Origin of the sequence: Paracoccus sp. NFXS7, assembly GCF_040148865.1 — a bacterium.
GTDB classification, from domain to species: Bacteria; Pseudomonadota; Alphaproteobacteria; order Rhodobacterales; family Rhodobacteraceae; genus Paracoccus; species Paracoccus marcusii.
The window spans coordinates 65,050-85,647 of the sequence record NZ_JAKEKV010000008.1; the positions used below are offsets into that span (position 1 = coordinate 65,050).

The 20,598-nt window shown below is 68.9% G+C and carries 19 protein-coding genes; 6 read left to right on the forward strand and 13 right to left on the reverse strand.

Annotated elements, in window-relative coordinates; all coding sequences use genetic code 11:
• Positions 1 to 30 precede the first annotated feature (30 nt).
• The 6 genes from LZ686_RS13860 to LZ686_RS13885 all read right to left on the reverse strand — a co-directional run bounded on the left by LZ686_RS13860 (position 31) and on the right by LZ686_RS13885 (position 6,393).
• Positions 31 to 255, reverse strand: coding sequence for a hypothetical protein (locus tag LZ686_RS13860; RefSeq protein ID WP_045983681.1), 225 nt, complete (start codon positions 253 to 255; stop codon positions 31 to 33).
• Positions 256 to 331: 76 nt separating this feature from the next.
• A complete protein-coding gene (locus LZ686_RS13865) occupies positions 332 to 2,083 on the reverse strand; it encodes an acetyl/propionyl/methylcrotonyl-CoA carboxylase subunit alpha (RefSeq protein ID WP_349548175.1) in 1,752 nt (583 codons plus the stop codon).
• Positions 2,073 to 3,626, reverse strand: a complete 1,554-nt coding sequence (locus LZ686_RS13870; protein ID WP_349548176.1) for a 5-oxoprolinase subunit B/C family protein — start codon at positions 3,624 to 3,626, stop codon at positions 2,073 to 2,075. The genes LZ686_RS13865 and LZ686_RS13870 overlap by 11 nt, the downstream gene beginning before the upstream one ends.
• The gene (locus tag LZ686_RS13875) at positions 3,623 to 4,393 is read right to left on the reverse strand and encodes a putative hydro-lyase (RefSeq protein WP_349548177.1); all 771 of its coding nucleotides are present in this window, start codon (positions 4,391 to 4,393) and stop codon (positions 3,623 to 3,625) included. Before LZ686_RS13875 ends, LZ686_RS13870 begins: the two co-directional genes overlap by 4 nt.
• Entirely contained in the window at positions 4,390 to 5,157 is a 768-nt protein-coding gene (locus LZ686_RS13880; protein ID WP_349548178.1) for a LamB/YcsF family protein, read from the reverse strand. Before LZ686_RS13880 ends, LZ686_RS13875 begins: the two co-directional genes overlap by 4 nt.
• Positions 5,158 to 5,166: 9 nt before the next feature.
• Positions 5,167 to 6,393, reverse strand: a complete 1,227-nt coding sequence (locus LZ686_RS13885) for an NRAMP family divalent metal transporter (protein ID WP_045983001.1) — start codon at positions 6,391 to 6,393, stop codon at positions 5,167 to 5,169.
• A 205-nt stretch (positions 6,394 to 6,598) separates the two neighbouring features.
• Here LZ686_RS13885 and LZ686_RS13890 point away from each other — a divergent pair, with 205 nt between their 5' ends.
• On the forward strand, positions 6,599 to 7,297 hold the full coding sequence (locus tag LZ686_RS13890) for a GntR family transcriptional regulator (RefSeq protein ID WP_349548179.1): 699 nt from the start codon (positions 6,599 to 6,601) through the stop codon (positions 7,295 to 7,297).
• Between the two features lie 12 nt (positions 7,298 to 7,309).
• Here the strand turns inward: LZ686_RS13890 and madM are convergent, their stop codons facing one another.
• The 4 genes from madM to LZ686_RS13910 form a co-directional block, all read right to left on the reverse strand.
• The gene (gene madM, locus LZ686_RS13895; protein WP_045999851.1) at positions 7,310 to 8,074 is read right to left on the reverse strand and encodes a malonate transporter subunit MadM; all 765 of its coding nucleotides are present in this window, start codon (positions 8,072 to 8,074) and stop codon (positions 7,310 to 7,312) included.
• A 4-nt stretch (positions 8,075 to 8,078) separates the two neighbouring features.
• Positions 8,079 to 8,471, reverse strand: a complete 393-nt coding sequence (gene madL, locus LZ686_RS13900; RefSeq protein WP_349548180.1) for a malonate transporter subunit MadL — start codon at positions 8,469 to 8,471, stop codon at positions 8,079 to 8,081.
• A gap of 70 nt (positions 8,472 to 8,541) precedes the next feature.
• Positions 8,542 to 10,056, reverse strand: a complete 1,515-nt coding sequence (locus tag LZ686_RS13905) for a malonate--CoA ligase (RefSeq protein ID WP_349548181.1) — start codon at positions 10,054 to 10,056, stop codon at positions 8,542 to 8,544.
• 23 nt (positions 10,057 to 10,079) lie between these two features.
• Positions 10,080 to 11,378, reverse strand: coding sequence for a malonyl-CoA decarboxylase domain-containing protein (locus LZ686_RS13910; protein ID WP_349548182.1), 1,299 nt, complete (start codon positions 11,376 to 11,378; stop codon positions 10,080 to 10,082).
• 114 nt (positions 11,379 to 11,492) lie between these two features.
• Between LZ686_RS13910 and LZ686_RS13915 the strand changes: the two genes are divergently transcribed.
• Positions 11,493 to 12,170, forward strand: coding sequence for a GntR family transcriptional regulator (locus LZ686_RS13915; protein WP_045999854.1), 678 nt, complete (start codon positions 11,493 to 11,495; stop codon positions 12,168 to 12,170).
• Here the strand turns inward: LZ686_RS13915 and LZ686_RS13920 are convergent.
• The 3 genes from LZ686_RS13920 to LZ686_RS13930 all read right to left on the reverse strand — a co-directional run bounded on the left by LZ686_RS13920 (position 12,143) and on the right by LZ686_RS13930 (position 15,669).
• Positions 12,143 to 13,075: a DMT family transporter gene (locus LZ686_RS13920; protein ID WP_045999855.1), complete on the reverse strand. Its 933-nt coding sequence runs from the start codon at positions 13,073 to 13,075 to the stop codon at positions 12,143 to 12,145. The genes LZ686_RS13915 and LZ686_RS13920 overlap by 28 nt on opposite strands.
• 189 nt (positions 13,076 to 13,264) lie before the next feature.
• The gene (locus LZ686_RS13925; protein WP_252928817.1) at positions 13,265 to 14,368 is read right to left on the reverse strand and encodes a ParB/RepB/Spo0J family partition protein; all 1,104 of its coding nucleotides are present in this window, start codon (positions 14,366 to 14,368) and stop codon (positions 13,265 to 13,267) included.
• Entirely contained in the window at positions 14,365 to 15,669 is a 1,305-nt protein-coding gene (locus tag LZ686_RS13930; RefSeq protein WP_045982993.1) for an AAA family ATPase, read from the reverse strand. The genes LZ686_RS13925 and LZ686_RS13930 overlap by 4 nt, the downstream gene beginning before the upstream one ends.
• Before the next feature lie 450 nt (positions 15,670 to 16,119).
• Between LZ686_RS13930 and LZ686_RS13935 the strand changes: the two genes are divergently transcribed.
• The 4 genes from LZ686_RS13935 to pstA all read left to right on the forward strand — a co-directional run bounded on the left by LZ686_RS13935 (position 16,120) and on the right by pstA (position 20,584).
• Positions 16,120 to 16,806 carry a DnaA N-terminal domain-containing protein gene (locus tag LZ686_RS13935; protein WP_349548250.1) on the forward strand — a complete coding sequence of 229 codons (687 nt, stop codon included), beginning with the start codon at positions 16,120 to 16,122 and terminating at the stop codon, positions 16,804 to 16,806.
• Positions 16,807 to 16,917: 111 nt separating this feature from the next.
• Positions 16,918 to 17,943: a substrate-binding domain-containing protein gene (locus tag LZ686_RS13940; protein WP_127899551.1), complete on the forward strand. Its 1,026-nt coding sequence runs from the start codon at positions 16,918 to 16,920 to the stop codon at positions 17,941 to 17,943.
• 101 nt (positions 17,944 to 18,044) lie between these two features.
• On the forward strand, positions 18,045 to 19,250 hold the full coding sequence (gene pstC, locus LZ686_RS13945; protein ID WP_349548183.1) for a phosphate ABC transporter permease subunit PstC: 1,206 nt from the start codon (positions 18,045 to 18,047) through the stop codon (positions 19,248 to 19,250).
• Positions 19,247 to 20,584, forward strand: coding sequence for a phosphate ABC transporter permease PstA (gene pstA / locus LZ686_RS13950; RefSeq protein ID WP_045982989.1), 1,338 nt, complete (start codon positions 19,247 to 19,249; stop codon positions 20,582 to 20,584). The genes pstC and pstA overlap by 4 nt, the downstream gene beginning before the upstream one ends.
• Positions 20,585 to 20,598 lie beyond the last annotated feature (14 nt).

Below are 20,598 nucleotides of genomic sequence, written 5' to 3' on the forward strand. Positions count from 1 at the left end.
GTTCCCGCATTCTGACAAAAAGCAATCGGATCAGGCATCCAGCGGCGGTGGCGCGGCCGTCTGACCAATGAACAGGCGGTGCCCGTCATGGGTGACGGCCCAGACCCCGCGGTCTCCCATCTCGACCAGCACGCTGCGGTCCTCGGCGGCGGCCTCGAAGACCACGACAAGGTTGCGCAGCATGTCCAACGTGAATTCGGCCCGTGCCTGGACGGCCAAGGGGCCCGGCCGGGCATGGGCGGTCGGCTCTTTCATCGGGACCTCGGACAAGGGTGACATTCACAACGTGCAGAATATCACAGATACCCACCCCGGGAATAGCCCTATGGGGTCATCCCTCGCCGGGGTCGATCCGGGCCAGCGGCGCCCCATGCGCCAGGGTCGCGCCCTCTGCCGCAAGGCGGGTCAGGCGACCGGCATGCGGGGCCTCGATGCTGGTCTCCATCTTCATGGCCTCGATCACCGCGATCACCTCTCCGGCCTGGACATGCGCCCCGTCGGCCGCCTGCCACAAGGACAGCGTGCCCGCAACCGGCGCGCCGATGCAGCCGGGATCGGCCACGGCCTCCTGCGGCGCCGCAGGGGCGGCTGCGGCCAGCACCCCCTGGGGCAGCGCCAGGTCATGACGCCTGCCGTCGATCTCGATCGACAGGCGCAGCATGGGCTGGTCCGGGACGGGGGTCACACGGTCGGCGGGCTGGACCGCGGCGGCCAGGCGGTCGGCGAAATCCGTCTCGATCCAGCGCGTGTGGACCGCGAAATCATCCGTGAACTCCGGCGCCTCCAGCACAGCGCAGTGGAAGGGCAGGACGGACGCCACGCCCTCGATGCGGAACTCGCGCAGCGCGCGGCGGGCGCGGGCGATGGCGGTCGCGCGGTCGGGGCCGGTGACGATCAGCTTGGCCATCATCGAATCGAACTGGCCCGCGACCTGGCCGCCCTGTTCGACGCCGCTGTCCAGCCGGATGCCGATGCCGCCGGGCGCGGACCACAGCGTGATCGGGCCGGGCGTGGGCAGAAAGCCCCGGCCCGGGTCCTCGGCATTGATGCGGAACTCGATCGCGTGGCCGATGGGCTCGGGCACGCCGTCGTCGGTCAGGCGCGCGCCTTGCGCCACGCGGATCATCGCGCGGACGATGTCGATGCCGGTCGTCTCCTCGGTCACCGGATGTTCGACCTGCAGGCGAGTGTTCACCTCCAGGAAGCTGATCGTGCCATTGGCCGACAGCAGGAACTCGACCGTGCCCGCGCCGCTATAGCCCGCATGGGCGCAGATCGCGCGGGCGCTGTCATGGATGCGGGCGCGCTGGTCGTCGGTCAGGAAAGGGGCGGGCGCCTCCTCGACCAGCTTCTGGTTGCGGCGTTGCAGCGAACAGTCGCGGGTCCCCAGCACCTTGACCGTGCCGTGCCGGTCGGCCAGCACCTGCGCCTCGATATGGCGGGGGCGGTCCAGGAACTGTTCGACATAGCATTCGCCGCGGCCGAATGCCGTGACCGCCTCGCGCGTGGCGGCGTCGAACAGCTCCTCGACCTCGTCCAGATCGCGGGCCACGCGCATGCCGCGCCCGCCGCCGCCGAAGGCCGCCTTGATCGCCAGGGGCAGCCCGTGTTCGCGGGCAAAGGCCAGCGCCTCGGCGCCGCTGGCGATGGGGCCGGGGCTGCCCGCGACCAGGGGCGCGCCCACGGCCTGGGCGATCTCTCGCGCGCGGATCTTGTCGCCAAGCGCGTCGATCACGTCCGGGTCGGGCCCGATCCACAGGATGCCCGCATCCTGCACCGCCCGGGCGAAATCGGCGTTCTCCGACAGGAAGCCATAGCCGGGATGGATCGCGTCGACCTTGGCGCGGGCGGCGATGGCCAGCACCTTGGCCGCGTCCAGATAGGTGTCGGCGGGGCGGTGCCCCTCCAGCGCCCAGGCCTGATCGGCCGCCCGCACGAAGGGCGCGTCGCGGTCCGGATCGGCATAGATCGCCACCGATTCGATGCCCTCGTCGGCGCAGGCGCGGATGACGCGCAGGGCGATCTCTCCGCGGTTCGCGATCAGGATGCGGCGGATCGGGGTCAGGGGGGTGTCACGAAACATCGGAGGCCTCCGGGTCGATATCGGCAAAAGGGGCGTCGGCGGCAAAGCGGATGCGCGTGCCGGGCGGCAGCTGTCCCGCCAGATCCAGCGCCGAGGGGTGCAGCGTCGCGATGACCGGATAGCCGCCGGTCAGGGGGTGGTCGGCCAGAAACAGCACGGGCTGGCCGGAATGGGGCACCTGGATCGCGCCGGTCGCGGTGCCCTCGCTTGGCAATTCGCAGGCGTCCTCGCGGGTCAGCGCCTCGCCCGACAGACGGATGCCCACGCGCGAGGATTGCGGCGTGACCGTCCACTCCTGCGCCAGGAACCGCTGGACGGTCGCGTCATCGAACCAGTCGGTGCGCGGGCCCAACGTCACGGGCAGGGCGACGACCGCCCCCGCCTGCGGCAGGTCCGGACCGGGGCCGGGATCGGTCACCGCCCCCGCCGCGCGGCGCGCCGGGGCCAGCGCATCGCCGGCCATCAGCGGCGCGGGGCCGATCTGCGCCAGCGTATCCGTGGCACAGGAGCCCAGCACCGGGGCCACGTCGAACCCGCCCCGGATCGCCAGATAGCTGCGCATGCCGCGGGCGGGCGGGTCGATGGTGACCTCGTCCCCCGCATCCAGCGCGAAGGCCACGGGCTGCGCCCGCCCACCCACACGGGCCGTCGCGGCACCCGTCAGGGCCAGGGTCATCGCCACCTCCGCCCGCAGGCGGACGGGGCCAAGCGTGATCTCCAGCGCGGCCTCCCCCGCGGGATTGCCCACCGCGCGGTTCGCGCGGCGCAGCGCGCCGAGGTCCAGCGCGCCGGAGGCACTGACCCCCTGCCCCGCCTGCCCCATGCGCCCGGCATCCTGCACCAGGATCGGGAACGCGGTCTGGACCACGCGCAGTCCGGTCACAGGCGCGGGCTCCGGGACCGCGACCGCATGCACCCGCGCGGACCCGGTCACGAAGCGCGCCCTGACGCCCGGGCGCAGCAGCGCGGGCACGTCGCGGGTCAGGTCGAACATCGGCACCTCGGTCCGGCCGATCAGCTGCCAGCCGCCGGGGCTGGCCTGCGGATAGATGCCGCAGAACCGGCCCGCCAGCGCGACCGACCCCGCCGGGATCCTGGTGCGCGGCGCGGGGCGGCGCGGCAGGTCAAAGCGCGCATCGGCGCAGGTCATGTAGGCGAAGCCGGGCGCAAAACCGCAGAAGGCCACCTGCCAGGTCGCGGCCTGATGGGCGGCGATGACTTCGTCCGTGGTCAGGCCCATCAGGGTCGCGACCTCTGCCAGGTCCTCGCCGTCATAGGTCACGGGGATCTCGACCGTCTCGGTCGCACGGGGCGCGGGCGCGGTGCCCGGCGCGGGCTGGCGGACCAGCACGGCGCGGGCCAGCGCGGCATCGGCCGGGACGCCGGGATCGGTGGTCACCATCAGCGTGCGGGCGGCGGGCACGATCTCGGAGACACCGGCGACGGGATCGGCCGCCAGCGCGTCGAACAGCGCCAGCGTCGCGTCCAGATCGGCCAGCTCGACCAGGAAGGCGCGCGGCCCGATGGGCAGGATGCGGGTCATGCCTGCCACCGCGTTTCGGGCACGTCGGTGACGAACATGTGCCCGGGCGCATGAGTGATGGCAAAGGGCGGACGCGAGGCCATGACCGCCGCCTGCGGCGTCACCCCGCAGGCCCAGAAGACCGGCACCTGGCCCGGACCGACCGGCACCGGATCGCCGAAATCGGGCCGCTGCAGGTCCGCGATGCCCAGGGCCTCGGGCGCGCCCACATGCACCGGCGCGCCATGGACGGCGGGGGTGCGGCCAGAGATCATCGCGGCCTCGGCCACGCGGTCGGCGGGGATGGGGCGCATCGACACGACCAGCCGCCCCGACATCCGCCCCGCCGGGCGGCAGTCGCGGTCGGTCAGGAACATCGGCACATTGCAGCCCCGCTCGACATGGGCGACCGGGATGCCCGCCGCCATCAGCGCCCCTTCGAAGGTGAAGGAACAGCCGATCAGGAAGGTCACCAGATCGGGATGCTCGGCCCAATGGGCGGTGGCGTCGGTGACCTCCTCGGTCAGCACGCCGTCGCGCCAGATGCGATAAAGGGGGATGTCGGTGCGCAGGTCGGCGTCAGGCGCCATGACCGTGCGATGGCTGCCCGGATCGGTCACGTCCAGCACCGGGCAGGGTTTCGGGTTCCGCTGCGCGAAGAGCAGGAAATCCCAGGCCCAATCGCGGGGCAGCGAAATCATGTTGCACTGGGTAAAGCCCGGCGCCTGACCCGAGGTCGGGCGCGCAGGTCCCTGCCGCGCGGCCAGCCGCGCCTGATGCGGGGTCATGCCCCACCCCCGGCGAAGGGCGCAATGCTGACCCCGCCCGCGACCAGCGCGTCGCGGACCCGGGCCGCGATGGCCACCGCGCCGGGGCTGTCGCCATGCACGCAGATGCTGTCGGCCTCAAGGCGCAGGATGCTGCCATCCTCGGCCTCCAGCACGCCCTCCGTCGCCAAGCGCAGCATGCGCGCGGCGATCAGGTCGGGGTCGTGCAGGACCGCGCCCGGCTGTTTGCGCGAGACCAGCGCGCCCGTGGCGGTATAGGCGCGGTCGGCGAAGGCCTCGGCCACGACCGGCAGACCCGCGGCGCGCGCACGCTTCAGCACGGGCGCGCCGGCCAGACCCATCAGCACCAGCGACGGGTCCACGGCCATCACCCCCGCGATGACCGCATCGGCCTGGCGCGCATCCTCCGCGATGGTGTTGTACAGCGCGCCATGCGGCTTCACATAGCTGACCCGCGCGCCCGCCGCCTGCGCCAGCCCCTGCAACGCGCCGATCTGATAGATCACGTCGGCGGTCAGGTCGTCGGGCGCCACATCCATGGTGCGCCGCCCGAAGCCCACGCGGTCGGGATAGCTGACATGGGCCCCCACCGCGACGCCCCGCGCCGCCGCCTGACGCAGCACCGCCAGCAGGCCCGCCGGATCGCCCGCGTGAAAGCCGCAGGCGATGTTGGCGGAACTGACGATGTCCAGCATCGCGGCGTCGTCCCCCATGGTCCAGGGGCCATAGCCCTCGCCCAGGTCGCTGTTCAGGTCGATTGGCATGGATCCTCCTTACACGCCCAGGAAGGCAAAGATGGTGGTGACCGACCGCGCGCCCATGTACCAGGTCAGCGCGCAAACGATGGCCCCAAGTGCCAGCAGCACCCGGTTGTAGCGATGCCCACCCATCAGGTCGGACCGCGCATAGCCGATATAGGTGAAGATCGTCAGGCCGATGGGCAGGATCAACCCGTTGAAGCCGCCCACGAAGACCAGGATCGCCGCCGGCGCCGTACCAAGCGCCAGATACACCGCCAGCGAGAAGGCGATGAACCCCACCGTCGCCTTGGACCGCGCCGCATCGCTGCGCACGCCCACCACGTCCAGGAAGCTGACCGAGGTGTAGGCCGCCCCGATGACCGAGGTCAGCGCCGCCGCCCACAGGACCACGCCGAACACGCGCATCCCCCAATCGCCCGCTGCCGCCTGGAAGGCCTGCGCTGCGGGGTTCGCTGCCTGCGACGACAGGTCCAGCGTCACGCCCGACGCGACGACGCCCAGGATCGCCAGGAACAGAACGAAACGCATGACGCCCGTGACCGCGATCCCGGTCAGCGCCGCGCGGGTGACGGCGGTCAGATTGTGCGGGCCGGTCAGGCCCTTGTCCAGCAGGCGGTGCGCGCCGGAATAGGTGATGTATCCGCCGACCGTGCCGCCGACGATCGTGGTGATGGTGGCGAAATCAATGCTGTCGGGCCAGATCGTCTGGCGCAGCGCCTCGCCCACGGGCGGGTTCGACTGCACGGCCACGAACAGGACCAGCAGGATCATGACGATGCCCAGCCCGATGATCGCCCGGTCCAGCAGGATCCCCGCCTGCCGCGACAGGAAGATCGCGATGGCCAGCACCGCGGTGATCGCGCCGCCGATCTTGGGGTCCAGGCCCAGCATGGCGTTCAGGCCCAGCCCACCGCCCGCGATGTTGCCCACGTTGAAGGCCAGCCCGCCGATGACGACCAGCGCCGTCAGCAGATAGCCCGCGCCGGGAATGGCCGCGTTCGCGGTCTCTGACGCGCGCTTGCCGGTCAGGGCGGTGATGCGCCAGATGTTCAGCTGGACCACGAAATCGATCAGGATCGAGGCCAGGATCGCGAAGGCGAAGGCCGATCCCATCCGGGCGGTGAAGGTCGCGGTCTGGGTGATGAAGCCCGGGCCGATGGCCGATGTCGCCATCAGGAAGATCGCCGCCAGAAGGCCTCCGCGAAGGCTGGCGGCCGCAACGCTGCGGTCGGTGGTCATGGATGTTTCCCCGTGTCGGACTGTTGTTGATTGCCTCCAGCCTGCCACGATTCCGTGATCCGTCAACGATTATCTGACAGTCGTGTGTCTTTTGTTGAACAATCCCGGATGACCTGCGCGGCAATCTGCCCGAAATCAGGGCAACCGCCCGCTTGCCCTGTCCTTGCCGCCCCGCCATGATCGACCCGACATCACAGGACGACCCATGACCGACACGAATCCTGCAGACCCCATCGCGACCGGACAGGGCCCGGCGGGCCTGGCCGAAGACACCGCGGCCCGGTTGCGCGCACAGGTGATCGCGGGGCACCTGCGCCCCGGACAACGGCTGTCGGAGACGCGGCTGGCCGGCGATCTGTCCGTGTCGCGCAACACGCTGCGCGAGGTGTTCCGCCTGCTGACGCGAGAGGGCCTGCTGACCCATGCGCCCAATCGCGGCGTCTCGGTCGCGGTGCCGACGATGGCGGGGGTGCTGGACATCTATCGCGTCCGCCGCCTGATCGAGGTGCCGGCCCTGGCCCAGGCCTGGCCCCGCCACGCGGCGGTGCTGCGCATGGCCGAATGCGTGGCCCAGGCCCGCATCGCGCGCGAGGCCGGCGACTGGCGCGGGGTGGGCAGCGCGAACATGGCATTTCACGCGGCCATCGTGGCGCTGACCGACAGCCCGCGGCTGACGGCCTTCTTCGCGCAGGCGATGGCGGAGCTGCGGCTGGCCTTCGGGCTGCTGGACAGTCCCGAACAGCTGCACGCGCCGTTCCTGCAGGAGAACGGCGCGATCCTGGAGCTGGTCCAGCAGGGCGACATGGAGGCCGCCGCCACCCGGCTGGCCGATTATCTGGACCGGTCGGAACGCGTCGTGATGACGGCCTTTGCCCGGTTGGAGAACGGCGTCACCCGCGGGTGACGCCGCGCCGCCTCAGCCGCCGGTGACGGCCAACAGCATCAGATAGATGACCGACGGCCCCATCAGGCAGCCCAGCCCCGTATAGAACGTGGCCGTCATCGCGCCGTAAGGCACCAGGCGCTTGTCGGTGGCGGCGAGGCCGCCCGCGACGCCGCTGGTCGTGCCCATCAGCCCGCCATAGGCCATCGCCGATTTCGGGTTGTTCAGCCCGATCAGCGGCGCGACGAAGGGCGTGCCGATCATCACCAGGACCGCCTTCAGCAGACCCGCGGCGACGGACAGGGCGATGACCTCGGAACTGGCGCCCAGGGCGGTGCCGGTCACCGGACCCACGATATAGGTCGCCGCCCCGCCGCCGATCGTGGCCATGCTGACCGCATCGGTATAGCCGAAGGCCGCCGCGACCAGCGCCCCTACCGCAAAGGACACGAATATTCCCAGGGCCAGCGACACGACGCCCGCGGCCCCGGCCTTGCGGATCTCGCGGATGTCGACGCCATAGGCGGTCGATACGATGGCCAGGTCGCGCAGCATGGCCCCGCCCATCAGCCCGATGCCCGCGAACAGCGGCACGTCGGCCAGGCCCTTGGACCCGCCGGTGGCAAGCCCGCCCAGCCAGGCCAGCACCAGGCCGATGATGATGGCCACGGCCGAACCGTGCAGCCGTCCCGCCGACAGCCGGTCGGACAGCTGATAGGACACCCACATCACGACGCCCACGACGACGAAGGCAAAGACCAGCCCGTTCTTGGACAGGATTTCAGTGATCATCTCCATGGTCTCACGCCTCCTGCGCCATCAGGGGCGGCAGCGGCGCATCCTGCCCGCCGATCCGCGCCACCACGGGCACCAGCGACACGCAGGCGATCGTCGCGCCGACGCCCGCGATGATCGCGATGGGACCGCCCGCCAGGGCCGCCACGACGTTCTGCTGGGCGGCCATCGCCACGACGATGGGGATGTACATGGCGGACCAGAACAGGATGCCCTGTTCGGACAGCTGCGGCAGGCGCCCGGTGCGGCGCATCCAGTCGGTCGACAGGATCAGCAGCAGCATGGCAAAGCCCACGCCGCCCACATTGGACTGGACGCCCAGGATGACGCCCAGCAGATCGCCCAGGATGACGCCCGCCAGATGGCAGGCGGCCAGGGCCGCGACTCCATAGATTATCATGATTTCCTCCCGTTGAAGGGCCGTTGCCCCGGGCCGCGTCCTCCTCGACGCGGGCCCGGGCGGCCGGATGTCAGGCCATGGCCTGCGAATACAGTCCCGCATGGGCCTTGCGCAGTTCGGCCTTCTGCACCTTGCCCATGACGTTGCGCGGCAGGGCATCGACGACGATCACCTGCCGGGGTTGCTTGAAGCGCGCCAGATCCGACAGCGCGGCGCGGATTTCATCCGCGTCCAGCGTCCCCGATCTCGGCACGACGATGGCGGTCACCGCCTCGCCCAGGTCGGGATGGGGCAGGCCGATCACGGCGCTTTCCAGAACCCCCGGCAGCGCGTCGATGGCCTCCTCGACCTCCTTGGGATAGACGTTGTAGCCGCCCGAGATCACCAGGTCCTTGTCGCGGCCGACGATGCGCAGGTATCCGTCCTCCTGGATCGTGCCCAGATCCCCGGTGATGAAGAACCCGTCGGGGCGGAACTCGGCTGCGGTCTTTTCGGGCATGTTCCAGTAGCCCTCGAAGACGTTCGGTCCCTTGACCTCGATCAGGCCGATCTCTCCGGGCGCGACGGGCGCGCCGGTCTCGCGCTCGGTGATGCGCACGGTGATGCCGGGCAGCGCCATGCCCACCGCCCCCGCGATGCGATCGCCATCATAGGGGTTCGAGGTGATCATGCAGGTCTCGGTCATGCCGTACCGCTCCAGAATGCGGTGCCCGGTCCGTTCGGTGAAGGCACGGTGATCCTCGGCCAGAAGCGGCGCGGACCCGGACACGAACAGCCGCATGTTCGCGGTCGTCTCGCGGTCCAGGCGCGGCGATTTCAGCAGGCGGGTGTAGAAGGTCGGCACACCCATCAGCACGGTGGCGCGGTCCATCAGGTCGATCGCCTGTTCGGCGTCGAACTTGGTCAGGAAGATCATCGTGGCGCCGGCGACCAGCGCCATGTTGGCGGCCACGAACAGGCCGTGCGTGTGAAAGATCGGCAGCGCGTGGATCAGCCGGTCATTCGCGTCGAACCGCCAATGCTCCAGCAGCGCCTCGGTGTTGGACGCCAGGTTCCCGTGCGTCAGCACCGCCCCCTTGGACCGCCCCGTCGTCCCCGAGGTGTAGAGGATCGCGGCCCGGTCGTCCGGCCCGCAGGGATGCGCGTCCTCGCGAGGGGTGGCCGCATTGGCACGCTCGGCCAGTGTCCCCTGCCCGTCCGCGCCAAGCGTCAGCACCGTCAGCGCGTCCCCGGCCCGATGCGCGTGCGACGCCTGCTGCGCGGGGTCGCAGACGAACAGCCGCGGTGCCGCGTCGCCGATGAAATAGTCGATCTCGGCCCCGGTATAGGCGGTGTTCAGCGGCAGGAAGATCCCGCCCACCTGCAGCGTCGCCAGATACAGCGCGATGGCCTCGGGCGACTTCTCGACCTGGACGGCCACGCGGTCGCCGGGCGCCACGCCCGCCGCGGTCAGCGCGCCCGCCAGCGCCTCGACTATGCCGCGCATCCGGGCAAAGCTGATGTCGGGCTGGCCGGGGCGTTCGAACAGGGTCTTGCCCTGCATCACCTCGGCGGTCTGGATGAAATGGTCGTGGATGGTCTGCATGCTCGTCTCCTCCCTCAATGTCGTCACGCCTTCAGCGCCTCGGCGATCTGGGCGCCAAGCGCCACCTCGCCGTCGCGCACGAAGGCCTCGTGCCGGTCCTCGATCCGGTCCAGTTCGTACAGATAGTTGATCATCAGCCCATGCGCCGATTTCAGCGCCGAAGGTGCCAGGTCGGCGGGCCAGTTCAGCCGATGCGCGCAGGCCCCGTTGCCCAGGTGGAACCGCGCCACCGGATCGGCGGGCAGCCCGCCCCGCGCCTTGGCCTGGGCGATATAGCGCGCGCCCCACGCCAGGACCTGCGGGCGCAGCGCGTCCACCGCGTCATCGTCCCAGCCCCCGGCCAGCGCGCCGCGCAATTCGGCCGCGTCGTCCTGCGTGGCCAGCCACGCGGCAAAGCCCGGCACCGGCGACAGCGTCACATAGCAGCGCAACTCGGGCAGGTCCGCCGACAGCTGCGCCACCACCTGCTTGATCAAGAAGTTACCGAAGCTGACACCCTTCAATCCGGGCAGGCTGTTGTTGATCGAATAGAAGACGGCCGTGTCCGCCGCCGCCGGTTCGCGCGCATCCGGCGCGGTCAGGATCGGGCCGATCGCGTCGGGCATGCCCTGAGTCAACGCGACCTCGACGAAGATCAGCGGCTCGTCCCCGGTGGCGGGATGGAAGAACGCATACAGACGGCGGTCATTGTCGGCCAGCCTGCGCTTCAGGTCCGGCCAGCCCTGCATCTGGTGGACGCTTTCGTATTCCATCAGCTTTTCCAGGATCGCGGCAGGCGCGTTCCAGTCGATCCGCCGCATGGTCAGGAAACCGCGGTTGAACCAGCTGGCCAGCAGATGCGCGAAATCCTGGTCGATCGGCGCAAGGTCCGGGTCGGCGCGCATCGCGGCCAGCAGGTCCTGGCGCATCCGCACCAGCCGCAGCGTGGCCCCCGGCGCCATGTTTAACCGGCGCAGCAGGGTCTGACGGGCAGGCTCGACCACTTCGAACAGGCGCGCCACGCCTGCCGCATCGGGCTGCAGGTCCCACGCGGCATAGGCCGTCCGGATCGCCTCCGCATCCACCCCGTGATCGTCGCGCAGGCTGCGAAAGAACGCCAGCCGCTCCTCGGCGTCCAGCTCGGCATAGGCCGACAGCGCCTGCTCGGCCACCGCGACCCGCGCCGCATCCCCGATCCGCCCCATCAGCACCGCACAGGCCACCCGCGCGCGTTCGGATGCGGGGCGCGCCAGCGCCTTCAGCGTCTCGGCCTCGCCGCCGCGCTTGCGCCGCGTGATCGCCTCGACGAAGTCCGACAGGAATCCCAGTCTCTGCTTGCCCATGATGATCCTCCCCCGCAGTGATATACACTAATTCACTTCTGTTGTATACAACAACGGCGATGATGGACTTTTTGCAACCGCTGCGGTGAAATGCAGGACAGAACAGGTGCCGACATGACCCTTCCCACCGCACAGCGCATCCGCCTTGCCCTGGAAAACGCCATTGTGGACGGCCGCCTGACCCCCGGCCAGCAGATCGACCCCGACCAGGTCGCGCGCGACTATGGCTGCTCGCGCACCCCCGTGCGCGAGGCGCTGCAGGCGCTAGAGGCGTCGGGCCTGCTGATCGTGCAGCCCAAACGCGGGACCTTCGTGGCCAAGCTGGGCGTGCCCGAGCTGATGGACCGGTTCGAGCTGATGGCCGAGCTGGAATCCTTCTGCGCGCGGCTGGCCTGCAGGCGCGCCGATGCGCAGGACCTGGCCCGCATCGACACCGCCCTGACCGCCTGCGAAGGCGCGCGCCACGACCCCGACCGGTACTATGCCGAAAACACCGCCTTCCATCAGGCGATCTATCGCGCCGCCCACAACGCCTTTCTGGAAACCGAGACCCTGCGCCTGCAGGCGGTGCTGCAACCCTATCGCCGCCGGCAGCTGCAATCGCCGGGGCGCGTCGCCAATTCGCTGGCCGAACACCGCCAGATCGCCGCGGCCATCGCGGCGGGCGACGCCTGCGGCGCGGCACAGGCGATGACCGATCACGTGCTGGTCCAGGGCGAACGCTTCCGCGACCTGGTCGCCGTGGTGGGCAGCCTGTCGGCGCCTCAGGCCGGGGGCGTGGCCTTGCGCTGACGGCGGCGTTCCAGCCCCAGGCTGTGTTCGCGCCAGATGATCAGGATGCCCGCCAGGATCACCAGGCCGGACCCGCCGATCACCACCGCGCTTGGCACCTCGCCGAACACGTACCAGCCCAGGGCCACCGCCCAGATCATCGCGACATAGTCGAACGGCGCCACCACCGACGCATCGGCATGACGATAGGCCGAGGTCAGCAGGATCTGCCCCAGCCCGCCCAGCAGTCCCGTGGTGACCAGCTGCGCCAGCACCCAGGCCCCCGGCATCACCCACCCGAAGGGCAGCGTCAGCAGCGACAGCCCCGTCGAGGTGACCGAAAACCAGAAGACGATCGCCGATGTCCGCTCCACCTGGACCAGCTGGCGGACAAAGATCTGCGCCAGTGCCGCGGCCCCTGCCCCGCCAAGCGCCACGACCGCGCCCAGCATCCGCAAGGGGTCGCCCGCCGTCCCCGCCTGCAGCTGCGGCGACAGCACGATCAGCACCCCGGCCAGCCCCAGCCCGACCATGCCAAGCCGAAAGGCCCGGACGTTCTCTCCCAGAAACATTCCGGCCAGCACCACGACCAGCAGGGGCGCGGCAAAGCCGATGGCCGTCACCTCGGGCAAAGGCAGCAGGCCAAGCGCCCAGAAGTTCAGCGCCATCGCCGTCGTCCCGACCAGCCCGCGATACAGGTGCCCCATCGGGTTCGCGGTCAGCAGGCCGACCCGCAGTTCCGACCGCAGCACCAGCCAGCCCAGGATGACCGGCAGGGCGAAGAACGACCGAAAGAACACCTGCTGCCCCGGCGGGATCTGGGCGCTGTCGGCGGTCGCCTTGATCAGCGCGGCCATCAGGGTGAACACGGTCACGCTGATGCATTTCAACGCGATGCCGCGCATCGGGGAATCACTGGGGGGCATGCCGGGCGCCTTGGTACCGTTGGGGGTCGGCCTTGGTGCTACGACGGGATTGCACGATCTGCAACAGACATCGACACAGGGTCAGGTAGATGTGCTATAGGTATATATATCAATGGTTTGTGTCGCACCTTCCCCGCGGGGAAGGTGCTGGCCGCGGGAAAGGGCCCCCGCCCTTCCCCGCGGGGAAGGTCACTCGATCTGGTCCAGCATGGCGGCCACGGCCGCCTCCAGCTTGCGCCGGTCGATGGTCGAGAAGTCCCGCGGCAGGCGGATCTCAAGGCGACCATTGGCGGCGGTGCATTTCGCGCTGCCCTGCGGGCGCGCAAGCTGGAAGGTCGTCTTGGCTTTGGCGGTCGACGGCGGTGCGGGTGGGGCGGTCCGCGGTGCGGGTCCCTCGGGCAGCGCCTCACCCCCCTGCCCCGCATAGCGGCGCAGCACGGCCAGCTCGTCGGTGATCGACCGCGTGTCCCAGTCCTTCAGCTCGGTCCGGATGGCCGTGACCAGGCCCGGCACCTCCTCCAACCGCTGCGACAGCGACAGGCCCAGGGCGCGCGGGATCTCCTGCGGATACATCAGCACCTCGCCCAAGCGCTCGACCAGCGGGATGAAGTTCCGGATATAGCTGCGCTTCTGATAGCCCGCCGACCGGAACAGGATCGCCACGGCCTTTTCCGCATCGTTCTCCGCGGTCAGCGGGTCCATCGCGTAATGCACCGCCAGCTGCGCCATCTCGGCAAAAGAGATGTCCTTGCGTACAAGGTTCTCGTCCACCATGCGGCGGTACAGCGCCTCCAGCTGGTCCCCGCGCGCGGCGATGCCCGCGGGGATCCGGCCCCAGGCCTCGGCATCGCCCGTCTCCTCCAGCAGCTGGCGATAGGCCGACAGCCGCCGCCACCCCTGGATCAGCTCGTAACGCCCACCCTCGGACGGCTCCAGCCGGATCGGGTTCGACAGGCCGATGTCGCGGATCGAGGCGACCAGCTCCGCCATGTCGAAATCGGCGACCGGCTTGCGGTCGCGGATCAGCTTGGTCGTGTCGATCATGTCCAGCGGGATCAGGTCGGTGATCAGCCCTGCCCGCTTCAGCCGCACATGCTCCTGCGCCAGGGCATCGTTCTCGGCGCGGATCTGCGCCTCGATGACCGCGCGGTCGCGGGTCGATTCCGCGGTCTCGCTGATGGCGGCAGCCATGGGGCCGCGACGGCCGTCGGGCTGGACCTTCCCCGCGGGGAAGCCGGTTTCGGCGTCGTCCTCGGGAATGTCGATGTCGAACATCCGGCGCTTGCGGCTCATTGCGCGTCCTCCAGCTCGGTCCAGGCGGTCAGCACGTGGCCGCGGAATTCCTCATAGGCCTGATCGAAGGTCGCCCGTGCCCGGCGCCACGTCCCCCGCGTCATCTCTCGGTAATCGATCTCATAGATCGACGACAGGAACCGGCCCGACTGCTCGACCGCGCGGGTCAGTTCGATCGGGTTCTGCGCCAGCCGATCCCCGAAGACCTGCCGAAAGGCCGCGAACATCGCCTGGTGCAGCTCGTTCGACGGCTCGTATCGCGTCATCAGGAACCGGATGTCGGCGAATGCCTTGGGCAACCTGATCTTCCCCGTGGGGAAGTTCTCGAACCCGTGGGACAGATCCTCCAGCGCCTCGGCCAACTGACCGATGAAGCTGGTCGTGCTGTCATACTCCCAATAGCCGGGGCCGGACGGGATATACAGCATGTCTGCGGCAAAGACCGCGTTCATCGACTGGTACCCGATGGCCGGAGGACAGTCGAAGAGGATCAGGTCATAGGCATCGTCCGCCAGGCTGTCCAGGAAACGCGATACGGCCCCGAAGAAGGTCCATTCCGGGTTCAGGTGCCGGTACTGGGCGCTGGCGAACTCGACAAAGGCCGCGTTCGCGCAGCTGGGGACGATGTCGATCGTGGGCCAGGCGGTCGGCTTGATGAAGTCCGCGGGCCGCAGCGTGCCCAGACCCATGTCGCGGATCGACGCGGGCAGCTTGCGATGGGGCAGGGCGGTCCCTGTCTCGGCCCCGGCGCTGGCGGTGTTCATGCGGTCTGTCTCGCGCTCAAGGTCGCGCGCCATGATGCCCCAGACCGTGTGATCCTCGCCCACGTCGTTCAGGCCCATCGAATGAGACAGGGTCGCCTGCGGGTCGAAGTCGACGACCAGGACCCGGTACCCGTCCAGCGCCGCCGCATGGGCAAAGTGCAGCGCCACGGTCGACTTGCCCGCACCGCCCTTGAAGTTGGCGATGGCCGCGCGGAAGGCGCGCTTGCCGGCGGGGCGGGGCGGCATCAGGGACTTCTTGCCCACGCGGATGCGGCGACGCAGCTCGTTCACCTCCTCCAGGCTGAACCAGCGCTGGCGCCCGTCCTCCTCGACTTCCCCGAGGGGAAGGTTCGGGTCCGCCGCCAGCTTGCCGCGGAAGGTCGACTGGTTGATGCGGAAGATCAGCTCGGCCACCTCCCAAGAGGAGAAGCGGCGCAGCGTCTTCTCGTTGGCGGGGCTGAAGGTCTGGCGGCGAATCCAGCCCTGCATCTTGAGGGACTGGGCCTGCAGACGGGCAAGGTCGTCGTGCGTATACATGTTGTGTCGGTTTCCAAGGACGCTGATTGCTTCTGTTCCTGCTTTTACGCCGGATTTGCGCTTTTGGCAAAAGCCTTGTTCACTGATAGCACGAAATGCGGAAATCCAGCCCCTGCTGGCGAATCGCCGCGCGCCAAGGTGGCACGGAGGCCACGACCTGGCGGGGCAGGGGGCGGATATTGGGGGACATGATCCGTCGAACCCCCGCCAATTGGGGGACACGGGCGCCTGAATAGGGGACGCATAGGATGTCCCGATATACCATTGATACCCTGATTCAAGATTGCCTTTGGATCCTTCCGCCCGAGGGCGGGCGATCTGCTTGACAGAATCGTATTTCAGGACGCTAATGCCTGCAGAGTGGCGAAAGGCGTTTGGGACGGCACAAGATCTCGGCGCGGCCGGGGCAGGGTGCCGGGCGACCGGCGGGCAGGAACGATGATACAGGTGATGCGACCCGTCGGCAGGCAAGCCGCGGCACGGAAATACGACCTGCTGTCCGCGATGATGGCGCATGCGCTGGCGGGCGATCCGCAGCGCCAGCGCCTGGTGCTGCGCCTGATGGCGCTGATCACCACCCGCTACAACTGGCAGCGCGACGAGCTGACCATGGGTCAGCGCGAGATCGCGCGGCTGTGGTGCGTGGACGAACGCACCGTCAAGCGCGACATGGCGCGGCTGCGGGAAGCGGGCTGGATCGTGGTCAAGCGCCAGGGCGCGCGGGGCCGCGTGTCCGTGCTGGGCCTGGGCCTGGAACGCATCATGCTAGACACGCGAGCGGACTGGTCCAACATCGGCGAGGATTTCACCGCCCGCATGGGAGAGGAGGCGCAGGAGGCGGGCGACCCGCCGAACGTCGTGCCGTTCCCCCGCCCCGACGGCACATCCGCGGAGGAGGGCGGTCAGGACGGGGCCTGGCCGCTGATCCGCGCGCGGCTGCGCGACGAGGACCCGGCGCTATTCGACGCCTGGTTCGCGCCGCTGTCATCAGCGGAAGGGCAGGGGGGCGTCCTGCATCTGGTCGCGCCGTCGCGGTTCCACGCCACCTATGTGCGCACGCATCTGCTGGCCCGCTTGCAGATGGCCGCGCGGCGCAGCGACCCGACCCTGGGAGAGGTGCGCGTCACCCCGGGATGATCGGTCCGCCCGCCGGGGCGCTGTCGCAGAACTGTCACACGGATTGCGTATGACCGTCACAAAACTGCTGTAGGCACACCGGGCAACGATCACCTCCTGAGGAGAAGACGCATGAAGACCTTTGGCCTAACCGCTTCGGCCCTGTCCGTCCTGGCCTTGACCGCCACCGCAGCCGCCGCGCGCGAACAGGTGCAGGTCGCGGGTTCGTCGACCGTGCTGCCCTACGCCACGATCGTCGCCGAGCTCTTCGGTGAGAATTTCGATTTCGGAAGCCCGGTCATCGAATCGGGCGGATCCTCCACCGGTCTGCGCCGCTTCTGCGAGGGCGTGGGCGAGAACACCATCGACATCGCCAATTCCAGCCGCGAGATCCGCGACAGCGAGGTCGAGGAATGTGCCGCCAACGGCGTGACCGACATCATGGAGGTGCGCATCGGCTATGACGGGATCGTCTTCGCCAGCGCGCAGTCGGGCAACAGTTTTGCCTTCACCCCCGCCGACTGGTTCAATGCGCTGTCGGCCAAGGTCGTGCGCGACGGTGCGATCGTCGACAACACCGCCGCCAACTGGAACGAGGTGAACCCCGAGTTGCCCGACCAGGAGATCCTGGCCTTCGTACCGGGCACCCGTCACGGGACGCGCGAAGTCTTCGACGAGAAGGTGATCGCGCAGGGCTGCGAGGACAGCGGCGCGCTGGAGGTGTTCACCGCCGAGCTGGGCGAGGAGGAGGCCGAGGCCGCCTGCATGACGCTGCGCACCGACGGCCGGTCGGTCGACATCGACGGCGACTATACCGAGACGCTGGCCCGCATCGGGTCGTCGCCGAACGGCATCGGCGTCTTCGGCCTGTCCTTCTACGAGAACAACACGGACACGCTGCAGGTCGCGACCATGTCCGGCGTCACCCCCTCAACCGAGACGATCGCCTCGGGCGAGTACCCGGTGTCGCGGCCGCTGTTCATCTATGTGAAGAAGGCGCATATCGGCGTCATCCCGGGCGTCAAGGAATTCGCCGAATTCTTCGTCTCGGACGCGATCGCGGGACCGGACGGGCCGCTGGCCGCCTATGGCCTGGTCTCGGACCCCGAGCTGGCATCGGTCCAGCAGGCCGTGGCCGACGAGACCACCATGCAGTGATCGCCACGTGCACCGGCGCATGGAAATGCGCCGGTGCAACCTTGGGCTTCGCTTTCCAAGACATCTGTCATTTTTTCCGTCGCCATTCCTGAGGTTTCCCGATGCCTATGTCCTGGGCTCTAGTGGCCGCAATCCTGCTGGCGACGGCCGGATTTTATATCGGACGCAGTCGCGCCCTGTCGGCCAGTGGCAGCGATGTCCGAACCCTCCACAGCCGCCCGACATATCATGGCTACAACGTGGCACTTTCCGTGATGCTTCCCACGTTGGTCGTTATGGTTCTGGCGTCCGGACTACGCATGTCCGGGGTAATCCCTGCAGGATCCAACGCTGTCGCCGGTCTGCTTGCGCTTGGCGCATCCGTTGCGGGCCTGGGCTGGGGCATGACGCGGATTGATAGCGGGTTTCGCGCGCGCAATTCGGTCGAGCGGATGGTGCTGGGCCTGATGATCTTCTGTTCGATGATCGCCATCGCCACCACCGCCGGCATCGTCCTGTCGCTGATCTTCGAGACGATCAGCTTCTTCCGCCAGTACAGTGTAACGGAGTTCTTCTTCGGCACGACATGGTCGCCGCGCTTCGAGGGCAATTCGCGCCTCGGCATGCTGCCGCTGCTGTGGGGGACGCTGTACATCAGCTTCATCGCGCTGCTGGTGGCGGTGCCCATCGGCCTGTTGGCGGCGATCTACCTGTCGGAATATGCCAGCCCCCGCCTGCGCAGCATCGCCAAGCCCGCGGTCGAGGTGCTGGCCGGCATCCCGACCATCGTCTATGGCCTGTTCGCGCTGGTGACGGTCGGGCCGATGCTGCGCGACTGGATCGCGCAGCCCCTGGGCCTGGGCAATTCCGGGTCGTCGGTGATGACCGCGGGGCTGGTCATGGGGATCATGCTGATCCCCTTCGTCAGCTCGCTCTCCGACGACATCATCAACGCTGTGCCCCAGAGCCTGCGTGACGGCGCCCTGGGCCTGGGCTCGACCCCGTCCGAGACCGTGCGCAGCGTCGTGCTGCCCGCCGCCCTGCCGGGCATCGTGGGCGCCATCCTGCTGGCCGCCAGCCGCGCCATCGGAGAGACGATGATCGTGGTCCTGGGCGCCGGCGCCGCCGCCACGATCAGCGCCAACCCGTTCGAGGCGATGACCACCATCACGGTCAAGATCGTCAGCCAGCTGACGGGCGACAACGACTTCTCCTCGCCCGAGACGCTGGTGGCCTTTGCCCTGGGGCTGACGCTGTTCGTCATCACCCTAGGCCTGAACGTCATCGCGCTTATCATCGTGCGCAAGTATCGCGAGCAGTACGAATGACCGATCATCCCCGCGCCACCGGCGCCAAGTCGCTCTATGTCCAGGACGCGCGCACCCGCCGCCGCAACGCCGCCGAGAAACGGTTCCGCGCCTACGGGCTGACGGCCATCGTCATCGCCTGCACGATGCTGGCAGTGCTGGTCTTCACGATTGTGCGCAATGGCACAGGAGCCTTTTATCAGACCTATCTATCTCTCCCCGTGGCGCTGGATGCGCAGGTGCTGGACCCCAAGGGCAACCGCGACCCGGCCGAGATGGCGGGCGTGCTGACCCTGTCCTATGGCCAGGTGCTGGACCGCGCGCTGGATACCGAGATCGAAACGCTCGGATTGGAGATCGAGGGTTTGGGCTCCGGAGATGCAAATCAGCTGATCTCGCGCGATGCCTCGGCGCAGCTGCGCAATCGGGTGCTGGCCGATCCCGAGTTGGTCGGGCAGACGGTGGACGTGAACGTCCTGGTGAACGGCCGCATCGACGGCTATTTCAAGGGCCGCGTCACTGCCGAGACGGCAGAACGGGATTCCAATGTCTCCCCCCAGCAATTGTTGCTGGCCCAAGCCTTGGCCGACAACGGCACCTTGGTCACGCGGTTCAACTGGGCCTTCATGACCCTGCCCGACGCCTCCGATCAGCGTCCGGAATCGGCCGGCGTGGGCGTGGCGATCCTGGGCTCGCTCTACATGATGCTGGTGGTGCTGGTGCTGGCGGTGCCCATCGGGGTCGCGGCCTCGATCTATCTGGAGGAGTTCGCGCCCAGGAACCGCTGGACCGACCTGATCGAGGTTAACATCGCCAATCTGGCCGCGGTACCGTCGATCGTGTTCGGAATCCTGGGCCTGGCCGTCTTCATCAACTTTGCGGGGCTGCCCGCATCGGCACCCATCGTGGGCGGGCTGGTGCTGACGCTGATGACCCTGCCCACCATCATCATCGCCACCCGCGCGGCGTTGAAGGCGGTGCCGCCCTCGATCCGCGACGCGGCCCTGGGCGTCGGCGCCAGCCGCATGCAGACGGTGTTCCACCACGTCCTGCCGCTGGCCGCGCCCGGAATCCTGACCGGTACGATCATCGGCCTGGCCCAGGCCCTGGGAGAGACCGCGCCGCTGCTGCTGATCGGCATGGTGGCCTTCGTGCGCGAGTTTCCCGCCGCCCCGCCCGAGGGTCTGTTCGATCCCGCATCCGCCCTGCCGGTCCAGGTCTACAACTGGACGCAGCGCAGCGATCCGGCCTTTGTCGAGCGCGCCTCGGGCGCCATCATCGTCCTGCTGATCTTCCTTCTGTGCATGAACCTGCTGGCGATCTTTCTGCGCCGCAAGTTCGAGCGCCGCTGGTGATCGGCCCACAGGAG